Source organism: Paenibacillus glucanolyticus (assembly GCF_037333485.1).
GTDB classification, from domain to species: domain Bacteria; phylum Bacillota; class Bacilli; order Paenibacillales; family Paenibacillaceae; genus Paenibacillus_AQ; species Paenibacillus_AQ glucanolyticus.
The window spans coordinates 3,519,365-3,540,116 of record NZ_CP147845.1 but is presented as its reverse complement, the minus strand read 5'-3'; the positions used below and the strand labels follow the sequence as shown (position 1 = coordinate 3,540,116).

22 protein-coding genes are annotated in these 20,752 nt (G+C 49.1%); 18 read left to right on the top strand and 4 right to left on the bottom strand.

What is annotated here, in order from left to right; translation table 11 throughout:
• Positions 1–37 precede the first annotated feature (37 nt).
• From csaA to WDY75_RS16600, 14 genes are all read left to right on the top strand, one after another.
• A complete protein-coding gene (gene csaA, locus WDY75_RS16665; RefSeq protein WP_006210746.1) occupies positions 38–367 on the top strand; it encodes a chaperone CsaA in 330 nt (109 codons plus the stop codon).
• Between the two features lie 121 nt (positions 368–488).
• On the top strand, positions 489–881 hold the full coding sequence (locus WDY75_RS16660) for a VOC family protein (protein ID WP_006210745.1): 393 nt from the start codon (positions 489–491) through the stop codon (positions 879–881).
• 7 nt (positions 882–888) lie between these two features.
• Positions 889–1,317: a GNAT family N-acetyltransferase gene (locus WDY75_RS16655; protein WP_063479510.1), complete on the top strand. Its 429-nt coding sequence runs from the start codon at positions 889–891 to the stop codon at positions 1,315–1,317.
• A gap of 85 nt (positions 1,318–1,402) precedes the next feature.
• Complete coding sequence (locus tag WDY75_RS16650) at positions 1,403–1,999, top strand: AAA family ATPase (RefSeq protein ID WP_006210742.1); 597 nt, start codon at positions 1,403–1,405, stop codon at positions 1,997–1,999.
• Positions 2,000–2,476: 477 nt separating this feature from the next.
• A complete protein-coding gene (locus WDY75_RS16645; protein ID WP_156515066.1) occupies positions 2,477–2,620 on the top strand; it encodes a hypothetical protein in 144 nt (47 codons plus the stop codon).
• Positions 2,601–3,572, top strand: a complete 972-nt coding sequence (locus WDY75_RS16640; protein WP_040680720.1) for a metal ABC transporter solute-binding protein, Zn/Mn family — start codon at positions 2,601–2,603, stop codon at positions 3,570–3,572. The genes WDY75_RS16645 and WDY75_RS16640 overlap by 20 nt, the downstream gene beginning before the upstream one ends.
• 1 nt (position 3,573) lies before the next feature.
• Entirely contained in the window at positions 3,574–4,302 is a 729-nt protein-coding gene (locus WDY75_RS16635; protein WP_063479511.1) for a metal ABC transporter ATP-binding protein, read from the top strand.
• A 3-nt stretch (positions 4,303–4,305) separates the two neighbouring features.
• Positions 4,306–5,244: a metal ABC transporter permease gene (locus WDY75_RS16630; protein ID WP_006210737.1), complete on the top strand. Its 939-nt coding sequence runs from the start codon at positions 4,306–4,308 to the stop codon at positions 5,242–5,244.
• Entirely contained in the window at positions 5,241–6,143 is a 903-nt protein-coding gene (locus WDY75_RS16625) for a metal ABC transporter permease (protein WP_063479512.1), read from the top strand. The genes WDY75_RS16630 and WDY75_RS16625 overlap by 4 nt, the downstream gene beginning before the upstream one ends.
• Before the next feature lie 140 nt (positions 6,144–6,283).
• The gene (locus tag WDY75_RS16620) at positions 6,284–6,820 is read left to right on the top strand and encodes a GNAT family N-acetyltransferase (protein WP_063479513.1); all 537 of its coding nucleotides are present in this window, start codon (positions 6,284–6,286) and stop codon (positions 6,818–6,820) included.
• Between the two features lie 24 nt (positions 6,821–6,844).
• Complete coding sequence (locus WDY75_RS16615) at positions 6,845–7,393, top strand: NUDIX hydrolase (protein ID WP_063479514.1); 549 nt, start codon at positions 6,845–6,847, stop codon at positions 7,391–7,393.
• A 184-nt stretch (positions 7,394–7,577) separates the two neighbouring features.
• Positions 7,578–8,531: a glycosyltransferase family 4 protein gene (locus WDY75_RS16610; RefSeq protein WP_063479515.1), complete on the top strand. Its 954-nt coding sequence runs from the start codon at positions 7,578–7,580 to the stop codon at positions 8,529–8,531.
• A 29-nt stretch (positions 8,532–8,560) separates the two neighbouring features.
• The gene (locus WDY75_RS16605; protein WP_006210732.1) at positions 8,561–9,256 is read left to right on the top strand and encodes a galactosyltransferase-related protein; all 696 of its coding nucleotides are present in this window, start codon (positions 8,561–8,563) and stop codon (positions 9,254–9,256) included.
• A gap of 18 nt (positions 9,257–9,274) precedes the next feature.
• Complete coding sequence (locus WDY75_RS16600; protein WP_036639260.1) at positions 9,275–10,024, top strand: glycosyltransferase family 2 protein; 750 nt, start codon at positions 9,275–9,277, stop codon at positions 10,022–10,024.
• A gap of 121 nt (positions 10,025–10,145) precedes the next feature.
• On the opposite strand, the gene WDY75_RS16595 is transcribed toward WDY75_RS16600, so the two are convergent.
• The gene (locus tag WDY75_RS16595) at positions 10,146–12,755 is read right to left on the bottom strand and encodes a glycosyltransferase (protein ID WP_063479516.1); all 2,610 of its coding nucleotides are present in this window, start codon (positions 12,753–12,755) and stop codon (positions 10,146–10,148) included.
• Between the two features lie 238 nt (positions 12,756–12,993).
• Here WDY75_RS16595 and WDY75_RS16590 point away from each other — a divergent pair, with 238 nt between their 5' ends.
• Both WDY75_RS16590 and WDY75_RS16585 read left to right on the top strand, forming a co-directional pair.
• Entirely contained in the window at positions 12,994–13,392 is a 399-nt protein-coding gene (locus WDY75_RS16590) for a hypothetical protein (protein ID WP_228029976.1), read from the top strand.
• Between the two features lie 24 nt (positions 13,393–13,416).
• On the top strand, positions 13,417–13,620 hold the full coding sequence (locus WDY75_RS16585) for a hypothetical protein (RefSeq protein WP_006210728.1): 204 nt from the start codon (positions 13,417–13,419) through the stop codon (positions 13,618–13,620).
• Positions 13,621–13,629: 9 nt separating this feature from the next.
• On the opposite strand, the gene WDY75_RS16580 is transcribed toward WDY75_RS16585, so the two are convergent.
• Positions 13,630–14,952 carry a glycosyltransferase family 2 protein gene (locus tag WDY75_RS16580; protein ID WP_082834352.1) on the bottom strand — a complete coding sequence of 441 codons (1,323 nt, stop codon included), beginning with the start codon at positions 14,950–14,952 and terminating at the stop codon, positions 13,630–13,632.
• Between the two features lie 213 nt (positions 14,953–15,165).
• Here WDY75_RS16580 and WDY75_RS16575 point away from each other — a divergent pair, with 213 nt between their 5' ends.
• Complete coding sequence (locus WDY75_RS16575) at positions 15,166–16,977, top strand: DUF3658 domain-containing protein (protein WP_063479518.1); 1,812 nt, start codon at positions 15,166–15,168, stop codon at positions 16,975–16,977.
• A 67-nt stretch (positions 16,978–17,044) separates the two neighbouring features.
• A complete protein-coding gene (locus WDY75_RS16570; RefSeq protein ID WP_063479519.1) occupies positions 17,045–18,115 on the top strand; it encodes an acyl-CoA dehydrogenase in 1,071 nt (356 codons plus the stop codon).
• A gap of 78 nt (positions 18,116–18,193) precedes the next feature.
• Here the strand turns inward: WDY75_RS16570 and ureC are convergent, their stop codons facing one another.
• Both ureC and ureA read right to left on the bottom strand, forming a co-directional pair.
• Positions 18,194–19,906 carry an urease subunit alpha gene (gene ureC, locus WDY75_RS16565; RefSeq protein WP_063479520.1) on the bottom strand — a complete coding sequence of 571 codons (1,713 nt, stop codon included), beginning with the start codon at positions 19,904–19,906 and terminating at the stop codon, positions 18,194–18,196.
• Positions 19,903–20,547 carry an urease subunit gamma gene (gene ureA / locus WDY75_RS16560; protein WP_063479521.1) on the bottom strand — a complete coding sequence of 215 codons (645 nt, stop codon included), beginning with the start codon at positions 20,545–20,547 and terminating at the stop codon, positions 19,903–19,905. Before ureA ends, ureC begins: the two co-directional genes overlap by 4 nt.
• Positions 20,548–20,752: the final 205 nt, after the last annotated feature.

Below are 20,752 nucleotides of genomic sequence, written 5' to 3'. Positions count from 1 at the left end.
ATTACATGCTTCATTACTCACTAAGGAGATATCGTTTATGGCAACTATTGAGGATTTCACCCAATTGGACATTCGAGTCGGAACGGTTATAGAGGCAGAACCCTTCCCTAAAGCCCGTGTTCCGGCTATTAAGATGAAGATCGATTTCGGGCCGCTTGGGATTAAACGAACCAGTGCGCAGATTACGAAGCGGTATGATGAGAATTCGATCGTAGGACAACAAGTGGTAGCAATCGTGAATTTCCCACCTAGGCGGATCGCGGGCTATGATTCTGAGGTTCTCGTCATCGGCGGAGTTCCGGAGCAGGGGGATGTTGTGCTCCTGAAGCCGGATTTCGACCTCCCCAACGGAACTCCGATTGCATAAGTTCCATTCATCTGCCGGTCTGGATAGGTTGAAGGGCGGGACGCTCCCACTTACGGAAAGTTCTTGTTAAGCGAACTGGACGGTTGTATTATGGAAGAAAAATATAGCTGGAGATGATCTAATGAGCAAAATTCAATTCTCGGTTCAAGTTCGTTTAGTATCAGACCTTACCCGTTCCAAGTTATTTTACGAAGAGGTGCTTGGATGTGACGTGAACGACGTCTGGGCTGTGCGGGATGATTTTGCGCTCGGCTTCAAATTGCTTCAGGCGAATTCTGCTACAGACGTAACGCCAAACCAAGCAGGCAAGGATCAACAGACGCCATGGGATACCTATGCATATGTGGATACACATCATGAACTTGATGAATTGTATGAAGAGTTGACCTCCAAAGGGGCAGAAGTGGTACAGGAGCCGGTATTAATGGAGGCGGATTGGGGCGTATGGAAGGATTTTGCGATTAAAGATCCGGACAACTATGTTATCGCTTTTGGCTCGGGGAAAAAGAGTTAACGGATCGATGAAGGACATCGACATAAAACAGGTCTTGATTAGCAGTGACCCCGCACTGTTGGATGTTGAGGCAATTGTGCACTTTCTGCGCCAGAGCTACTGGGCTAAGGAACGGTCAGAGGAGAAAATCCAGAAGTCGCTTGAAGGTTCTACATGCTTTGGGGCTTATTATAACGATCATCAGATCGGCTTTGCCCGAGTCGTTACCGATGGTGCCACGGTATATTGGTTATGTGATGTGTTTGTGGATACTGCCTGCCGCGGACTGGGTGTGGGTAAGAAATTAATCGAAACGATTACCACCCATGAAACTTACCGCAATTTATTTGGAATCTTGTCAACACAAGATGCCCATGGTCTCTATGAGCAATATGGTTTTGTCCGTGACCACGGGAAGACGTTGAGCCGAAGACCGGATTTTCTTAAAAAAGAGTAATTGCCTCCTTAAAGATGTATGATTCCGGTACTAAGGGATGTCAGAATCCTTGCGCATAACCCTGCTTAGAAGGGAGGATTCACCGATGATTATATGGGTTAACGGAGCATTTGGTTCCGGTAAGACCCAGGCAGCGTACGAGCTTCACCGAAGAATTCCGAATTCGTATGTGTATGATCCTGAGAATGCCGGTTACTTCATTCGGGACAATCTACCAGCCGATGTCAAACGTGGTGATTTCCAGCACTATCCCATGTGGAGGGAATTCAACTACTCCATGTTTAAGTATCTGGATCAGGAATCCAATCAATTAATCATTGCACCGATGACGATAACAAATGCTGATTATTTCAATGAAATTGTCGGTCATTTAAGACGCGATGGGGTTGCAGTGCAGCACTTTACACTGTGCGCATCCAAGGAAATACTCCTCCGACGTTTGCGAAGCAGAGGGGAAGGTCCAAACTCATGGGCTGCACAGCAAATCGATCGCTGCATCGACGGTTTCTCAAGTGAAGTGTTCCGCCATCATATTGATACCGACCATTTAACGATTGATGCAGTGGTGGAGACAATTGGCGCTTTGGCGCGTGTGGATCTTTTACCCGATCATCGAAGCCCTGCTAAGAAAACAATCGACCGAATAAGAACCAAACTCGCACATATCCGTTTTTTTGGATAGTCTGTGGCTAAACAAGGAGAAGGATTGAATGGGAATGGAAACACCAATGGGAAAAAATCCGATCTTGTTGTCTTTTCCAGACATGAATGAAGTGTCAGAGTCGCGGAGAACTGCGGTTTCACATTGGAAGGTGTATTGCGTAATGTGAAACCTAATGATTCCGGCGGATTTTCTCACTTGAAGATCTATTCTAAAGTGCGCGGTGTGGAATATTAAGCTAGATCTGAATCAGGATTATCAAAAAGACGATTTCTCTTCATGAGAAGTCGTCTTTTTGCGGTCGCGGAGCTGATTTCATTTCAATCATATTAAAATATTTATATAGAGCTAAATATTTTGCGCATATGAAAAAACAAGCTGTAAATCATCGATTAAACTAATGAAAACAAGCTTTTCCTAAAAGAAGAGGAAGGGTGAGAACCAAAAAAGTATAAAATTTGCATTGACAAAAGCCTATAGATGGATTATTTTTTGTACATGGGAATTAAAGTTGCACAAGAGCAAAATAATTGGCAAATGGCAGGACGAGTTTTAGGGGATTATACATTTTATCTGAATGAATTGAGCGAACTCATCATTTATTGGAGTGGAGGAGAAGAAGATGAAGAACAAGGGGACTAGAAGAACCAGGATATTGATAGGGGCTGCCATACTGAGTTTGCTGCTGGTATTATCTGCATGCGCAACGGGGGAAGTTGATCAGGAGGGTGCGGCAGGCGAGCAGCCCGATAAGAAAATTCGTGTAGTCACAACCATTGGACAGATTGCGGAACCGATCTCCGTTATCGGGGGAGACCGCGTGGAGGTACTCAGCTTGATGGGACCAGGCGTTGATCCGCATTTATATAACGCAACTCAAGGTGATATCAAGAAACTGGACAGCGGGGATGTCATATTCTACAGCGGGCTGCATCTGGAAGGAAATATGACGGAAATTTTCGAGCAGATCGGCAAGAATAAACCTGTACTGGCCATTGCTGACGCCATTCCGAAGGATCAGCTGCTGCAGGATGATACACAGGCTACAGACCCCCATGTGTGGTTTGATATCGATTTGTGGAAAACCTCCCTGGATTCTGCCGTAGAGAAGCTGAAGTCTCTGTCACCGGATGATGCGGCGTATTTTGAAGAGAACAAGCAGAAGTATTTTGCGCAATTAGACGAATTACAAGCAGAAGCCAAGGATAAATTGAGTCAGGTTCCTGAAGAGCAGCGGATCATGGTTACCGCGCATGATGCCTTTGGATACTTCGGCCGCATGTATGGGCTGGAGGTGGTGGGCCTGCAGGGTCTTAGTACGGAGGATGAAATCGGCCTCTCGGATATCAATGGAACGATAGATATTTTGCTTCAGCACAAAGTCCCTGCCGTATTCGTTGAGAGCAGTGTCAATCCTGCTTCCATCAATGCCGTCATCGAAGGTGCCGCCAAGAATGGCCTTAATCTAAAGCTTGGTGGCGAGTTGTTCTCCGATGCAATGGGTGAAGCAGGAACAACGGAAGGAACTTATATCGGAATGTACCGCCATAACGTCGAAACGATTTACCATGCACTAACAGGAAGTGGTGAATAAAATGTCTGTACTCCAAGTTCAAGGCCTCAATGCATCCTACAGAAAAAATAAAGTGCTTCACGATGTGTCCTTTGAAGTGGAGCAAGGTTCTCTAACCAGTATCGTCGGACCGAATGGTGCCGGTAAATCGACACTGTTAAAGGTCATGCTGGAGCTTCACCCGAAGCTATCTGGCGATGTTTCCTTCTTCGGTTCGAGCTTAAGCAAGACCAAAACCCGCGTTGGCTACGTGCCGCAGCGCGGGTCCGTGGATTGGGATTTTCCAACAGACGCACTGGATGTTGTCATGATGGGTTTATACGGCCGCGTGGGATGGCTGAAACGTCCCAACAAGAGCCATAAAGAGAAAGCAATGGCGTCCCTTGAGCAGATGGGCATGGCCGATTTTGCCGGCCGACAGATCAGCCAGCTCTCCGGTGGACAGCAGCAGCGGGTGTTTCTCGCCCGGGCGCTTGTACAGGATGCCGATCTATACTTCATGGATGAGCCGCTTGCAGGTGTTGATGCAGCAACCGAGAGAGCCATCATGACCACGCTGAAGGATCTCAAAACGGCAGGTAAAACTGTTATGGTTGTCCATCACGATCTGCAAACGGTTGAGGATTATTTTGACCATGTTCTGCTCCTGAACCGTACGGTCATCGCGCACGGCAAGACGGAAGAAGCATTCACGAAGGAGCATGTATACCGCGCATATGGCGGTACGCTTCGCTGGATGAAGGAGGCGTAACCTGTGCTGAACTCACTACTATCACCGAACACGCAATGGGTGCTGTTAAGCACATTGATATTAGGCATGGCAGCAGGTATGATCGGCTGTCTGGCTTATTGGAAGCGTCAAAGTCTCATGAGTGATGCGTTGTCGCATGCGGCTCTGCCTGGTGTCGTGATCGCTTTTGCATTGACGGGGAGCAAGAACCTGCTGGTCATGATTCTCGGAGCAGCCGTGAGCGCATTGATCGGGGCATGGATGATCCAGTGGATTCGTTCCTCCAGCCGCATTAAGGAAGATACGGCAATGGGCATGATTTTATCCGTATTTTTCGGTTTAGGCATTATGCTGCTCACGATTGTTAACCGTACGGCTGGCGGGAATCAAAGTGGCCTTGATAACTTTATTTTTGGTCAGGCAGCGTCCATGGTGCGCAAGGATGTCTTTACGATGCTAATTCTGGCTGTATTGGTTATCCTGGTTGTGTCGATCGGTTTTAAGGAATGGAAACTGTTCCTGTTCGATCCCGATTTTGCCCGTGGTTTGGGGCTGAACAGCCGACTGATGAACAGTCTTTACATGGGGGTGCTGGTTCTCGTGATTGTCATCGGCATCCAGGCCGTTGGCGTCATTCTCATGGCAGCGATGCTGATCATCCCTGCAGTCAGTGCAAGATACTGGACACAATCGTTTAGAACGATGGTCATCCTGTCTGCTGTATTTGGCGGCGGCTCCGGATTTATCGGCACGTTGATCAGCACACTCGGAAAAGGATGGCCAACAGGGCCATTCATCGTAGTCGCTTCCTCTGTGTTATTTACCATTTCACTCGTATTTGGTGCAGAGAAGGGACTCCTTATCCAGGCGATGCAGCTGCGCTCCCAGAAAAAGGAGCATATCGAATCCAGCAATCAAGCCGTTATAAAACCACAGCTGTCGGAGAGGGGGAGCCATCAATGACGTATACAGGATGGATATTATTGACCGCCTCACTTGTCGGTTTGTCTTGCGGGATCGTTGGGGTGTTCCTCATTCTGCGCAGAATGGCGATGATGGCAGATGCGATCAGCCATACGGTGCTGCTTGGAATCGTAACAGCTTTCCTCATCACAAGGGAACTAAGTGGTCCTCATATGTTAATCGGTGCTATTGTGGCGGGATTGCTTACCGCAGTGCTCGTTCAATGGTTTAATTCCCGGGGCGTCCAGCAGGATGCATCTATCGGTGTTGTATTTACTACCCTGTTTGCGATTGGTGTGATTCTGATTGCAACCCAAGTAGGCAATGCCCATCTGGATACAAAGCATGCTCTCATGGGGGAAATTACATTTGTGCCATGGGATTTGATGCATGTTCCGTTGTTAGGTGAGGTCCCGAAAGCAACCTTTATGCTGGGTGCCGTATTACTTGTCGTTGTTATTGTGATTTTGACGTTCTACAAGGAATGGAAAATCACATCCTTTGACCCGGCTCTGGCCGCCAGCATCGGAATTCCCGTGGTGTTGATGCATTATGTATTCATGTCGCTGGTATCGATCACAACCGTTGCCGCGTTTGATGCCGTGGGGGCAATCATGGTGGTGGCCATGCTGATAACACCTGCAGCGGCTGCTTATCTGTGGACGGATAAACTCTCGATTATGCTGGTGTTAAGCGGAGCGTTCGGCGTGATCTCCGCATTCACGGGTTACTATATCGCGGTATGGCTGGACACCTCGATCTCAGGATCGATGGCTTTTGCAACCGGAATCGTATTTCTCATCAGCTTCCTGTTCTCTCCAAAACATGGCGTGCTTTCCCGTTATCTTCATAAATTCAATACGCACGGCAGCCAGGAAAAACTGGATGGTATATCCTGACATTACGTGTTGCAAGAAGCTTGGGCGAATAGCATGCCCAGGCTTCTTTTTTATAACGTAACCTTCAAAGCCATGTGGTATAATTAGTAAAATTTCTGTAGCGGCATGAAATGATAGCCGTTTTCAAGGAGTGCGTCCATATGCAGATGGAGTCGAAAAGACTAATGATCCGGGATTTTCAGGAAGAGGATTGGGCAAGCATCCACGCATATGCTTCAGATCCGTTGGTGACTGAATACACGATGTGGGGACCGAACACGGAAGAGGATACATCGAATTATTTGAAAGAGATTTTTCAGATGATGAAGCAGAACCCCAGGGACAGCTATGAGTTAGCGATCGTACTGAAGGAAAACGGCCGATTAATCGGCGGTGTGGGTCTTCATCGTTCCAAGACGAATGCGGAGCTTGGATACTGCTTGAATTCTCATTACTGGCGTCAGGGATATGCTACGGAAGCTGCAAGAGCCATGTCCGAGTTCGGCTTCAAAGAGCTGGGCGTGAACCGGATATTTGCTACGTGCCGGCCCGGCAATGTCGGGTCAGCAGGTGTGATGCGCAGCATTGGAATGAAGCAGGAAGGGCATCTGCGGCAGCACTTATGGTTTAAAGGCGGATACCACGATTCTTATCTGTTCTCCCTCCTGAGAGAAGAATTCGAAGCTCGAAATACATAGGGTTGAAAAGGGGATTCTACCGTCATGGGAAAAACGAAATTGTTGATTCGTCATCATGGGATATCGATTTACGAGGAAGCGTCAGGTAAAATCTATTATACCAAGGAACATCATCAATCCGTTGTTGTTCTGGCTAAGCAAGGTGAGGAGTTTTTGCTGATCCGCCAATATCGCGCTGCCGTGGATGAAGATGTTATTCAGCTCCCTGGAGGTGGCGTTGATGAAGGGGAGGATCTGGAATCTGCAGCCCGCCGGGAGCTGCTGGAGGAAACAGGCTGCACTTGCGGCAAGCTTGTTTATCTGGGCTGGCTGTACCCGGCATCCTGGAGATGCAATGAGATTGCGCATGTCTATTATACGGATGACGGAATCAGACAAGCTGAACAACAGCTCGAAGGATATGAGAACATTGACGTGGTCCGGCTGAGCGTGCAGGAATGCTTGCGGCGGATTCAGGCGAACGAGCTTCAGGATTCCGAGCTGGTCTATGCAGTGCTGCAGAGCTTGCTTAAGGGATTTATTCAACTAAGCGTTAACGAAGTGAACAGGCATATCGTGGATCAAAGTGTCTAGTCGATAGTTGATCCAGCTTGATCATCATTTCATCTAAAGAGCCGTTACCATGCAGAATATCATCTGCAAGGGGCGGCTTTTTTTCATGCAAATATGGACCAATTCATCATTTATGTCCAAGGAGCAAACTTGGAGGCTCGAAGACGAATATAATCTATTATGAGCAAAAAGGAGTGTGCGATTCATGGGAAGGCATCTGCTGATCTATGATGTGGACTGGTGGATATTAGGGAAACATGCAAAGGTCATACAGCGTCATCATCCTGATCTATACCTGATGTCCATTCAGGATCTGGATCGGTATTTGGAGCAGCACAGCAGCGAAGAGCTTAATCAGGCTTATGACCGAACATGTGCGATGTGTCTGGGCATCGCTGCCTATTGTATATTCAAGCATATTCGTATTGATGCCTCTGCCGCAGTCTCCTATTATTACTTCAGTCAGAATTACGAGACATATCGCGAATGGACGAATAATGAGCTCATCCCCGATCCGGAATTCCTCAGGTTAGTCATACCCCGAGTTGGAGTCATAGGCGCGATGAATGAGCGGCTGAGCCGCGCTTTGCAAGTGACTGCTCCGCAGGCAGACGTGCAGTATATCGGGCATTTTGTGGATCACCGATTATTTCGACCGTTAGATACGCCCCGCGAGGGCCGTGCTCACTTGGTGGTTGGCTGGGCCGGGGATCCTGCCAAACGTTCCAAAAATTATCATACATTATATAAACACATCCGAGAGCACTTCCGGAATGATGAACGGATCAGGTTCGTGGAAACAGCCGGAGCGTATGCATATGAAGAGATGCCGAGATTCTATCAACAGCTGGATCTGCTGCTGATCACAGCAGCCAATGAGGGGAGCGGAGCACCCGCGCTGGAGGCCTATGCATGTGGAGTGCCTGTTCTAGGCACTCATGTGGGCAACATAAAGGCCGCGGCTCATCCGGATGCGTATGGGTTGATACTGGATAGCGACAACCCGGAAGATTTTATTGCTTCGATCCATCAGTGGATCGGACAGAAGCACGAGCTGGCTGGTATGGGGCAGAAGTGCAGACGTCACATTGAATCATTTTGGACCATGGATCAAGTGATCCCGCTCTGGTTATCCGTATTATTCAATTTAAAGAAATAGGAAGCGCCTAGGAGTAAGGAGGGAAGGATGTGTTTGACCGCGTATCGGTACTGATTCCGTATCAATCGGATGGTAACGGACCCAGAGATTGTGCATTGGAATGGGTGTTAGGCTACTATGCGAAGTCCATGCCGGAAATCGAGTTATGCATAGGCGAAATATCCGGGACCGAGGAGCCCTTCAGCAGATCCAAAGCCATCAATCGAGCCTACACTCAGGCTACCAAAGAAATTATTGTCATTGCAGACAGTGATATCGCTTATGACCCGTATCTATTGAAGGAATCCATCGCGCTCGTGAACAGCAGACAGTGGGTAATCCCCTTCAGCCGAATTCTGCGTTTATCCGAGGATATTACCGGGCTTGTGCTGCAGCAAGCAAGCGAATGGCCCTTGTCTATAAAGATTGACATGCCAGCAGAACAGGCATCTTCTTTTGTAGGAGGGTTTAATGTGCTTGGCCGCGAGGCATATGAAACGGTAAGAGGTTATGATGAACGGTTTATCGGCTGGGGCGGGGAGGATGAAGCATTTGCGTACGCGCTGGATACGCTGATTGGCCAACATGTTCGACTGGACGGAGAAATGGTTCACTTGTGGCACCCATTCGTTGGGCCTTCCGGGAATCCCAACTACGATTCAAATTACGCGTTATACCAGCGGTATCAAAAGGCACGCGGCCACATGTCCGCCATGCTGAACTTGATTCACGAACAAACTTGTTAATAAGGAGGTACCCTAGCGATGAGACTGTCAGTCATTGTTCCGGTATTAAATGAAATCACTTTTATCCCCTTATATATAGAAAGTGTAAGCCGATACGCCGATGAGATCATCATCGCCGATGGTGGCAGTACGGACGGAACGTTAGAACAAATAGACAGTCTGCAGAATCGGTATCCGATCCGGTTGCTGCATGTTCAACAAAAGGGCTTGCCCTATACCGAGGATTGGAACGAGTCCGTGGTCCGCAATGTTCTGATTGAACAGGCTCAGGGAGACTGGATCATGAATCTGGACATCGACGAGCTCATGGATGACCGTTTTGTCGAGGTTTTGCCAGAGCTCATGAATCGTACAGATGTGGACGTCTATCAGTTTCCCTTCGTCAACTTCTGGGGAGATCCTTGGACGATTCGGGTCAACAGTCCCGGGGATGAACGCTGGTCCAACGACATCACCAGAATGTGGCGGGCTCATCAGGGCATACGTTATCGCGACGAGAAGCATCATTGTACGCTGGAAGCTGCGGAAGGGCGGAGTATATGGAGCATTCCCCGCGGGCGCTGTGATGTGAACGTGTATCACTATCACTATGCACTGGGCAACAAAATCAAATTTAATGACAATCGAAGAGGCGACGTAAATGTGCAGCTGAATGACGGACAGCCGGATTGGAATTACAGACCCGAGGAATATGAAATCGTCACCAAGCCTTATCAAGGCCAGCATCCGGAAGTGATCATCAACCATTTGAGTCGGCAGGGGATTTGAGGATCTGAACAGCGTGTTTCGGATAAAAGAATACAACAATAGAAGAATAGAAGAAAGAAGGCCCCTCCTAGAGCTGAGCGGAACTCAGTCAGAGCGGAGGCGCCTTTTTTTTAGAGTATCTTTATTTTGTTACATGATCCACAGAGCAGCGCAGATCGTTTACGACTTGAGATACTGCGATCCGCTCCAGTATCCGGAGATTCGGTAATCGAGTCTGCAAGGATGTAAGCTGTTGCTCATGATAGCTTAGGGGATCGGCCCAGTACTGTTCGGAGTGAATCTGCGCATGAACAACTGGGGATCCGCAGTAGATGACCTGATCGAATAACACCTCAGAGAACAGATCAATCCGGTTCGTAAAATAAAGCTGTGGCCCGATCTTCCGAGTGCCCACAATAAGATTGCCATGGTATAAGTGGGTATACACAATCACCAACAGATCTTCATCTTCGGTTAATCCCTTCACGATCTGCTGCCATCGCCTTGAGTTGGTCTCCCATAGAGTGAGTCCGAGCACCAGCACAACGTGCTTACCGGTTTGCCGGATCCTGGACGCTATTTCCGAAGGTTGATCCACCATATGAAAAATGCTATGCGGTCCTTTTGGCAATCTCCACGACTTGTTCCATTTCTGCTCGTAATATGCTTTGTTCTTGTTCCATAGCGAGTTGTACACGCTATTCTTCAGCTTCTTGATCGTAGCGCTGCCGTGATGGTATACAAAAGCGTCCTCGACAATCGCCAGGCGGTACCCGGCATTTCTTACGCGCTCGCAATAATCATCATCCTCAAACATCCCCAGACCAAATGCGGGATCCAGAGTTCCTACACGTTCCCAGACACTCCGTTTAATAGCCACGCAGAAGAATCCTAGGAGATCCGTATAACGGGTTCTTCTCCGGTACCGCTCGTAGAACTCGCTAAGCCAACGCGGACTGGCGCCTTGTACAGCATCCCCTATGAAATGATCGAGCGCTTGATCATTTCCCACATGATTGGACATCGGTCCTGTCATGGCAAGCGAGGCATCCTCTTGAAAAGGTCTGAGCAGACGGGAGATCCAGCTCCCATCCGGAACGATGGTATCGTTATTGAGCAATATGATGAATTCTCCCGTAGATGCTTCACACCCCAGCGTATTTCCGGCGGCGAAGCCAAGATTCGTAGGCGAGGTTATAACCTTGATGAGCGGATTGCTCAGGCTTCTAAGATAGGAGGAGGTTTGGTCCCTTGAGGCATTATCTACAATAATAACCTCCAGGTTAGGGTAATGACCCGGCTGCATCAGCCGGTGGAGGCATTGCTGCGTGTAGGAGCAGTTATTATGAACCACCAGGATGACACTGACCTTGGGATACAGCTTCTGCACAATATGGGTATTCAGTGCTTCATAACGATGCTCCCAATTGTTATGCTCCGCAAATTGCTGCCGCTGCTTCATAACGCCAGCTTCGGTTTCAATCAGTGCAGCTTCAATTGCCTCCTCATACTCGGCAGCCGTATTGGCAATCGAGATCATGTCGCCCGCAACGGTCTTCACTTCAGGTAGCTCCGTAGAGACAACCGCCTTGCCGGCCGCCAAATATTCGTACAGCTTGACGGGATTGGTAGCTTGCGTCAGTTCATTTTTTATGAACGGTATTAACGCGACCTGAAATCGATGCAGATAAGCCGGGAGTTCATGATACGGCTTCTCCCCGAGCAGCAATACGTTGCTTAGACCCTCAATGCCTGAGGTATCGCAGCCAAAGGTGTGTCCGATGAGGACAAACGTCCAATCCGGCCGATGTCGAGCCAGCGATTCGATCAGCTGAATATCAAACCAGTCGGAGATGGCGCCATAATAACCAATGATCGGCTGATCGATCCCTTCAAGTTCGAACAGAGGTTCATTATCATTAGGCGGTTTGGAGAAATGAACAGTATCTGCTGCATTGCGAATAAGTACTGTGGACGGATTATAGGGAGCGGCCCAATCGTACAGATGCTGTGAGGTGGTTACAACAAGCTCGGCTTCACGCAGTAGCTGTTCTTCTTGATGGAGCATGGTCTGGTCGTTGGTTGAAAAACCGGCATGGTGATCCATGCAATCGTAAACGATATGATGCTGATCCATTGCCGTCACGAGTGGAGTCCAGAACGGAAGATCCACGATGGAGACCAATTGAAACAGTCCGAATTTATCCCGGACATACTCAACTGACCATTTCAGGTACTGGATATCCCACAGATCCATTTCGTCCTGGTACAAATTTAACGGTTGATTGGCACATAAGGTGACAAGCCAAACATTCCGATCAATATTTTTAACCGTTACCTGGCGGCCGATTTCTTCCCTTGATGCTTCCTCTTTACCTAAACCAACCATCTCCGTCGTTACATAAAAAACCCGATGTCCTTGCTGCGCAAACTGCTCCGATAACTGCTGGGGACGCTGCCATCGAAACTGCCAGTCAATTACGGGAAAACGCATGATATCGTATAGAGGCGCGGATATAGGTTCGGTCTTCTCGGCCGTCTGCAAGTCGGCTTCCCCAGACTTTTCAGGCTCAGGTTCAGTATGCAACAAAGACCGCGAATACGTCATTGGCAGCGAGACAACGGGGGACACCCTGGAAGCCGACCGCTTCTTTCGGTTGAACTTCAGACTGCTGTGGCGGGCTTTCCACTGACGTGAGGCCGATCGATTGGAAGAAGACTTGCGGCGGCGGTGTTGCTTGATTTTATTCAAGATTAGCCTCCTCTCTGGTGCAAAGGTCTATTTAACAAAATATGTATCATCTAAATCATCTGTATGGGTAGATCACCATTTGGAACGGAAATACCCAAAATGTTCGGGGTCTCCTTATGGCTTGATTGAACCCTAATGTCCCTCGGAGTAGGCCATTTTCTTATCTTTGGCATTCCAGGTTGCCATTGTCCTGACCGTAACATACGGTACCATGAGTATATACAGGGGGGATGCACTAGTGAGGAGATATTGGAGCCGGGGGCAGCAAGGGGAGTGTAAGGAGATCACGGGGCGAAGAAAGAAGAAACAGGGGCGACCTTCACATTCGATATGGTGTAAACTCCGGATGCTTCATCGTAAGCTCATACGGAATTTGGCACAGATCCGGTTGCAGCTTAGCCGGTTAACTGCCCGGGTTCAAGCATTACAGGAGCAGGTGAACGAACGGCAAGGAGGTCCAAGCAGCAGTGTCATCGCTTTGTTAACTGGAAAATTGAATACTCGGCTGACGGTTGAAACGACGGCGGGCTCCGTATTCGGAACGCTGATTGCGATCGGTGAGGATTTCGTTCAGATCGCAGAGCCGAATGGCAGTATTGCCATCATACCGATGCGCAGCTTCTTATCTATTTCTTGATCACAGTCCGAGGAGGGGAACACAATGGATTTTTCGGAAATTCTGGCGACTTTCATAGGCAGGACGGTAGAGATCATCCAAACCAATCAATTTTTGCAGGGACAGTTACGATCCGCAACGGATGGATTCATTACAGTGGAGGTTGTAAGCTCAAATTATATCCCTACATCACAAGTGGTCACAGTACTTAATGAGAGCATTTCATTTGTTCGCATTTTGCCTCTTTGAGTGATCGGCTTATTCCAATTCATTGAACACATCTTTTGTAGAGTTTCTCCATGCTGAATAGTGCAGAGGATGGCGATGAGTGGTGCTGGAGCTTCGGAGTCTGCGGTGGTATATCGACTCTGGTACATGGTACAGCTTGTGATGAAGGGATAGTCTGGACAGCAGATCGATATCTTCATAGAGTCTTCCTTCAAAAAGCATGTCTTCGTTCCAGCCTTTTACCTGTTTAAGCGAAGAAACATTAAACATGCGCGGAGCTATAGCATATGCATCGTTTCGCAGACTATCGCAAGACAGGGAAGAGGGGGCCGTGTGTACTCTTTGATACACCAGCTGTTTGTTTGCACGCTCAAGCCATTCTACATGATTGCCGTAAATAACGTCAGCATGCTGCACCCTATGGGCTTCTCGCAGAAGGACTTCAAGCGCATTTGGTGCCAGCCAATCATCGGCATCCAGCTCTAGCAGCCAGCGGGCATGGGATAGATGCAATATTCGGTTTAATGCATGCGCTTTACCCCGATTCTTTTGCTGTCTTACTATTGTAATGCGGGAATCTTCGGGCAGATGCTGCAGGCAGGCTTCTGTCTCTTCAGACGTTGAACCATCATCGAGGATTACAAGCTCCCAATCCTTACAGCTCTGTACCAACACGGATCGGACAGCCCAAGTCAGATACTCGCTGTCATTATAAGTACACAGAGCAATTGTGACAAGCGGGGGGCTAACCGCCTCCGCCCGCTGTGAATGGGTATGGGCAGCTGCAAGAAGAAGCGGCGACACCGCCAACCATTCTTCTGCTTCCTTCATCCAGGCAGGGGCCCTGCGATGATGACACAATATGGCTTGGCAATCAATTTCAGACCATTCATATTGGCCGGATAATTGGAGCTGTTTATCAATTAACACATATTTCTGAAACGGAAGCTGATCCTTTGTTGCAAAACCCTTTTGATGGCCGTTCATTACAGCCTGCGTGCGCCATATCAGGGGTCCTCTGGGAATGTGGGGAGGTGAAGCGGCCCTGGAAGACGAAACTTGTGGCTGACCTAATGTATGGACGGGATTCAGAATAAAACCTGCTAGTTGGTCAGAGGTGGTTCGCAGCCATCGGTCCAGCTCGATCTTTGCATGAGGCTGTACATCATCACCAGCGTAGAGCGTCATAAACCAGGGAAACATCTCCACGGACAAGGCTTCATTCATGACCCATGCAACGCGTTCTTCACTTGGAATCACAATCGGACGAGCGTCCGGAAAAACGCGTTGAACCGAGGATAGGGTGCTCTCGCTTAATTGAGAATGCGTTCTCGGTAGAATAAATACCAACATCCGCTCACGTTCCTTTCCCTCGTCTTGTCCTTAAGGCTGCATATGTACATAGGTGCAATGGATATGATGCAGGTTCCTTGTTATCGTATGCCCCTACATGAGGGGCGGATACAAATCGCATCTCACATTCTCTTGGGTTGCGACCATCTGGTAAATGGGGAATAATAGAGCTTAGTGTCCGGATTTATAGATGGAGGGGGGGGTACGAATCTAATGAAGTCAAATGAGCGTCAGATCATATTGCACGCCCAGGAGTTTGCACGTTCAATTCTTGAACGGGATTCGAGCGGTCACGATTGGTGGCATATCCAGCGCGTCACCCGCATCGCCCGTATCCTGGCGAATCTTGAAGGTGCCAATGTATACATATGTGAGCTGTCGGCGCTGCTTCATGACGTGGCGGACGAGAAGTTAAATGAATCCAAGGAAGCGGGTTACGAGCGGGTTCAGAATTGGCTGATGCAAGCCGGTGTTGAGACCACTGACCGGGAATTAGTGCTTGAAATCATAAACACGATGTCATTTTCAGGCGGAACGGGAAATACAATGCGGACCCTGGAAGGCCGAATCGTGCAGGACGCCGATCGTCTGGATGCGCTTGGCGTCATCGGCATTGCCCGTACTTTTGCTTATTCCGGCTGGAAGGGGCAGAAGATGTATGATCCTTTCATTCCTCTTCGAGAGAAGATGACGCAAGAGGAATACCGGTCGGGTGAAAGCACGGCCATCAACCATTTCTACGAGAAACTACTGAAGCTGAAGGATCGAATGAACACGGAATCAGCGAGACTTCTTGCAGATAACAAGCATCAGAGTCTCGAACTTTTCCTGCAAGCGTTCGACAAGGAATGGGCGATCGGGAATAACGCATACCTGTCTGAATCTCCCATTCACCGCGGCAATGTAACCAGAGTTCATATTTCGTTTGATGACTCTACCGCCGGCTCGTTAAAATTAATGCTGCAATCGAACCCCGGGGAGATTGTAGTTACACTGGGAGATAACCTCATGGTCGGACCGCTTCCGAACGACCGTGATTTCTCCCATTCGTTCTCCGGCAGAAATGAATGGATTCAGGAGCGATACAGCACTGCATATGCAGACGACAGGAAGCAGAGCATGCTGCAAGCGGCGTTTAGTTGGCACATATGGCCGCAGCAGTTGATGGAGGTGCCTTGTCTTATATGGGCTGGAGATTCCGCTTCTGAACAATTAGGTCTGCGCAGGCTGTTGTCCTTGATGCCAGACCATCCCGATGCCATGGTGATCAATGCAACAAGCATTCTTCATGAACAAGATCCAAATACCTGGTATAAGGGAACATATGAGATGACTCCGAAGAAACTCCAAACCGTACTGAACGTATCCGAGCTTGTGAGGCTATCGCCAGAAGAGCAGGCTGGTTACCGCGAGGAGTGGAGTCGGCTGTTGAACGAAGACGGGACACTTCGGGTGCTGAAAGGCAAGGAGCTGCACACGGTATCGGAGTCTTATTATGATGGTGATATATTAGAAGCCGCATATCGGGTTGAAGCCAGACACGGGTTCTTCAAGAAATCAGCCCGTATCATTGGCGATGTGATCGGCAATGGCGAACTGACCGTTCCGGACTTATTCGTTGAGTACAGGGTTCGCCACCTGATTCGGGAAGGAGCTTTAGTTCATACCGGTGATCTGAGTACAATGCGTAACTACAGCGTGTCTCTTGTGGATCCTTCGATTCCTGAGGAGCAATGGAGCCATGAACAGCGATTGGCCAAGGTCGTGAAGGTGAGGTCGCTGCTCCGTGAGATGATGGAGATCAATCTTTCGGAGAAAGACGTGATGGAGCAATTGAGCCAGTTGGATGCTGCCGCTCTCGGCTTAACTCCTTCTGCTCAGCCGGAAGTGGATGAAGGTGGTATCCAAGCTCTATTAGGTGAACTGTTGATTACCTACCAACAACATAGAGAACAACGGATATCCGTAATAGAATCGCTGGTTAAGATGTTAAACCACTGGGATCAGGATACTCATAAAGAGTAGGCCAGTCCGTACAACCTGGGTGCGGAGTCAATAGAATAGACAGAGAATGACGGAAAGTGGTGGCGATATGTTATTTACGAATCAGCAGCTACGAACCATTAGAGAGCATGCGCTAAGTATGGACAAGGAAAGACAAATAACTCAGGAAGTATTAGATATCCTATATGATCATCGTCTGTTTCACTTGTTTGTGCCTGATGAGCTTGAAGGTCGAATGACTCCGCTTCCCGAGGCAACACGTATTTTTCAGGAGAGCGCCAGAATCGATGGGAATTTGGGGTGGCTGGTTACGATTGGGGCAGGCGGTGGGTTCTTTGCAGCCATGATGAATCCGGAAGTCAGCCGCGGCGTATTCGCATACCGGGAAGCTGTGATTGCCGGCAGTGGGATGCCGTCCGGGACTGCAACAAGGGTAGAAGGCGGGTATGTTGTGAACGGCAGCTGGAGATATTGCAGCGGTTCTACTTATGCGACCACCTATACAGCCAATGCTGTCATTGAGCCAGCGCCCAACCGTAATGATGCCGTATCCTCTTCAGCACCTGGCGAATCCGAGATTCGTTCCTTCATCCTGAATCCGGAGCAGATTGACATTCTGGCAGATTGGAACGCCTTCGGTCTGCGAGCAACTGGAAGCCATACGATATCGGCGGTGGATGCATTCGTACCGGATGACATGACATTCTTGCTCACGGAGACCAAGGGATATGAGCGAGAAACCATCTATCGCTATCCCTTCCTTCCTTTTGCACAAGTTTCTTTTGCAGGTGTTGCGGCCGGGATCGCAGAGCATTTTCTGGAGGCGGCAGAGGTACTTGCGGTCCAGCGGGGAAGCTCATCTTACGTCATCGGCAAGCTGGAGGAATGTAAGGCAGCGCTGGAGCAAGCCATGTCCGTCTTTTATGTGACGGTAGAGAAATCATGGGAGGAACTGCTTCGCGTCGGCGGATTGTCAGCTGAGACAGAGGCCGAGGTAACGGCGAAGAGCATAGCAGCGGCAAATACGGCTTTATCCTGTGGTCAGCAGTTGTTTCCACTGCTGGGACTGTCCGCAGCTATGGAGGATGCGGAAGTGAACCGCTGCTGGAGGGACCTTCAAACCGCATGCTCGCATGCGCTGCTAAGAAACTTCTCATGAACAAAAAACCATGAACTGCGTGGTAAGCAGTTCATGGTTTTTTAGTATTACTATCCCGAAGTCTTATATATCTTGGGATTAAACGAGGAAATAACGCTGTGACAGGGGCAGATTGGCAGATGGTGCGCTTGTCAGCTTCTCGCCATTCACGGTAACTGCGTAAGTCACAGGGTCTACCATAATTTCCGGCGTCTCACCATTGTGGATAAGATCCGCTTTTCTCACGGTCCGGCAGTTCTGAACAGGCAGGAGCTGCTTTCGCAATCCTAATGGATCCAGCGTCCCCATTTCTAGGGAGGATTGCGAGACAAAGGTCGCGCTAAGTGCAGCCTGCGCTCCACCGTAACTGCCAAACATCGGCCGATACATATAGGGCTGCGGTGTGGCGATCGAAGCGTTCGGATCTCCCATGACCGCATGGACAATCATGCCGCTTTTCAGCACCATCTCCGGTTTGGCGCCGAAAAAGGCGGGCTTCCAGAGCACGAGGTCGGCCATTTTCCCCACTTCAATGGAGCCGACATAATTCGAGATGCCATGGGTGATGGCAGGGTTAATGGTGTATTTGGCAATGTAGCGCTTAATCCGGAAATTGTCAGCATTTGTATCCGGACCTAACGGACCGCGCTGTTGTTTCATTTTGTCCGCCGTTTGCCATGTGCGGATGGCGACTTCACCCACACGGCCCATGGCTTGAGAGTCGGAGCTGGTCATGCTGATGGCTCCAATGTCATGCAGGATGTCTTCCGCACCAATCGTCTCTGCCCGGATTCGGGAAGCGGCAAAGGCAACATCCTCCGGGATGCGCGGATCCAAATGATGACATATCATCAGCATATCCAGATGTTCATCCAGCGTATTGACGGTATATGGCATCGTTGGGCTGGTAGAGGAGGGGAGAACGTTCGGCATGGAAGCCACCCGAAGCAGGTCAGGTGCATGGCCGCCTCCGGCGCCTTCGGTATGATAGGTATGAATTGCCCGGCCGTTAAAGGCGCGCAGGCTGTCTTCAACAAAACCGGCTTCGTTCAGTGTATCGGTATGAATATTAACCTGTACATCCAGCTCTTCAGCGACATTCAGGCATTTATCGATGACATAAGGCGTGCTGCCCCAGTCTTCATGAATCTTAAGTCCGGCAGCGCCTGCATGCACCTGTTCCGCCAGCGCTTCAGGGCGGCTGCTGTTCCCGCGCCCCAGAAATACCATATTAATCGGCAATGCATCGGTTGCCTGCAGCATGCGCTGCAAATTCCATACCCCTGAAGTACAGTTCGTAGCCAGCGTACCCGTGGCGGGTCCGGTGCCTCCGCCAACAAATGTGGTCACACCACTTTGAAGTGCAATTTCCACTTGCTGCGGACTGATGAAGTGTACATGCGAATCCACGCCGCCAGCCGTTACAATCAAATTTTCGCCTGAGATGACTTCGGTACCAACTCCGATAATCATGCCGTCGGTAACGCCATCCATCATCAGGGGGTTCCCCGCTTTACCAATGCCGCTAATGAATCCGTCCTTAATCCCGATATCGGCTTTGACGATGCCCCAGGTGTCGATGATGATGGCATTCGTAATGACCAGATCCAGTACGCCTTCCGCACGGGTCGCCAGTGGATGCTGACCCATGCCGTCACGAATGACTTTACCGCCTCCAAAAACACATTCATCCCCGTAAACGGTAAAGTCATTTTCAATCTCAAGCCAGAGGGAGGTATCGGCGAGTCTTACGCGATCTCCTGTCGTAGGCCCATACATACTGGCGTAGGTAGCGCGATCAATCTTTGTCATAAGCTCACCATCCCATTCGTTTTTCCGTTTATCAAACCAGCAAAGCCATGAATTTCTTGACTGCCTCCAATCTGCACAAGGACAACCTCTGAAGTTTCCCCGGGTTCAAACCTTGTGGATAAACCAGAGGCAATATCGAGCTTGTATCCTTGCGTGCCGTTCCGATCGAATTGCAGGGCCGGGTTGCATTCGTAAAAATGGAAGTGTGAGCCTACCTGGATCGGGCGATCACCGGTATTCGTTACTTCACGCTTAATGCGGGGCCGATCAGGAACCAGCTCGATGGGCTCATCACGAAGATCGTATTCCCCGGCAATCATACCCGCTGAAGCGAGAGTGCCTTGGATCGGATCATGAACACTGACCAACTTGGTGCCATCCACGAAAGTAGCTTCCACCTGGACTTCTGTAAGCAAATGGGCAACTCCATCCATGACTTGATCCGCAGACAGGACATGGCGCGCCTCTTCCATTAGCTCCGCTACAGACTTGCCGTCACGAGCACCTTCAACAACGTAACCTGAAATAAGTGCGGCCGCTTCAGGATAGTTTAATTTCAACCCGCGGGCCAAACGTTTCTGCGCTAATTCAGACGCTAGAAAAAGCAATAATTTGTCTCTCTCTTGGTAAGTAAGATGCATCCAAGTCACTCCCTTTGTAATAATTTGCGTCAGAATACATAACGCATAATTGTGAATGCAGACTGACACGCTGCGTAATGGTGTTTATTTTGGATAAATGTAGCACTTCATAGAAAGTTAGTCAATATTTATGTTAGATAAATTAACATATAATTAACAGAAGATGTTCTAGTCCTCTTAAAATATATCTAACGAATGCCATATC

Bases quoted from the DNA above. Each gene is read 5' to 3' on its own strand.
- WDY75_RS16625 (WP_063479512.1), top strand. From the start codon at position 5,241: ATGACGTATACAGGATGGATATTATTGACCGCCTCACTTGTCGGTTTG.
- WDY75_RS16655 (WP_063479510.1), top strand. From the start codon at position 889: ATGAAGGACATCGACATAAAACAGGTCTTGATTAGCAGTGACCCCGCA.
- WDY75_RS16600 (WP_036639260.1), top strand. From the start codon at position 9,275: ATGAGACTGTCAGTCATTGTTCCGGTATTAAATGAAATCACTTTTATC.
- WDY75_RS16635 (WP_063479511.1), top strand. From the start codon at position 3,574: ATGTCTGTACTCCAAGTTCAAGGCCTCAATGCATCCTACAGAAAAAAT.
- csaA (WP_006210746.1), top strand. From the start codon at position 38: ATGGCAACTATTGAGGATTTCACCCAATTGGACATTCGAGTCGGAACG.
- ureA (WP_063479521.1), bottom strand. From the start codon at position 20,547: ATGCATCTTACTTACCAAGAGAGAGACAAATTATTGCTTTTTCTAGCG.
- WDY75_RS16660 (WP_006210745.1), top strand. From the start codon at position 489: ATGAGCAAAATTCAATTCTCGGTTCAAGTTCGTTTAGTATCAGACCTT.
- WDY75_RS16610 (WP_063479515.1), top strand. From the start codon at position 7,578: ATGGGAAGGCATCTGCTGATCTATGATGTGGACTGGTGGATATTAGGG.
- WDY75_RS16650 (WP_006210742.1), top strand. From the start codon at position 1,403: ATGATTATATGGGTTAACGGAGCATTTGGTTCCGGTAAGACCCAGGCA.
- WDY75_RS16645 (WP_156515066.1), top strand. From the start codon at position 2,477: ATGGGAATTAAAGTTGCACAAGAGCAAAATAATTGGCAAATGGCAGGA.
- WDY75_RS16570 (WP_063479519.1), top strand. From the start codon at position 17,045: ATGTTATTTACGAATCAGCAGCTACGAACCATTAGAGAGCATGCGCTA.
- ureC (WP_063479520.1), bottom strand. From the start codon at position 19,906: ATGACAAAGATTGATCGCGCTACCTACGCCAGTATGTATGGGCCTACG.
- WDY75_RS16580 (WP_082834352.1), bottom strand. From the start codon at position 14,952: ATGTTGGTATTTATTCTACCGAGAACGCATTCTCAATTAAGCGAGAGC.
- WDY75_RS16640 (WP_040680720.1), top strand. From the start codon at position 2,601: ATGAAGAACAAGGGGACTAGAAGAACCAGGATATTGATAGGGGCTGCC.
- WDY75_RS16615 (WP_063479514.1), top strand. From the start codon at position 6,845: ATGGGAAAAACGAAATTGTTGATTCGTCATCATGGGATATCGATTTAC.
- WDY75_RS16575 (WP_063479518.1), top strand. From the start codon at position 15,166: ATGAAGTCAAATGAGCGTCAGATCATATTGCACGCCCAGGAGTTTGCA.
- WDY75_RS16620 (WP_063479513.1), top strand. From the start codon at position 6,284: ATGCAGATGGAGTCGAAAAGACTAATGATCCGGGATTTTCAGGAAGAG.
- WDY75_RS16585 (WP_006210728.1), top strand. From the start codon at position 13,417: ATGGATTTTTCGGAAATTCTGGCGACTTTCATAGGCAGGACGGTAGAG.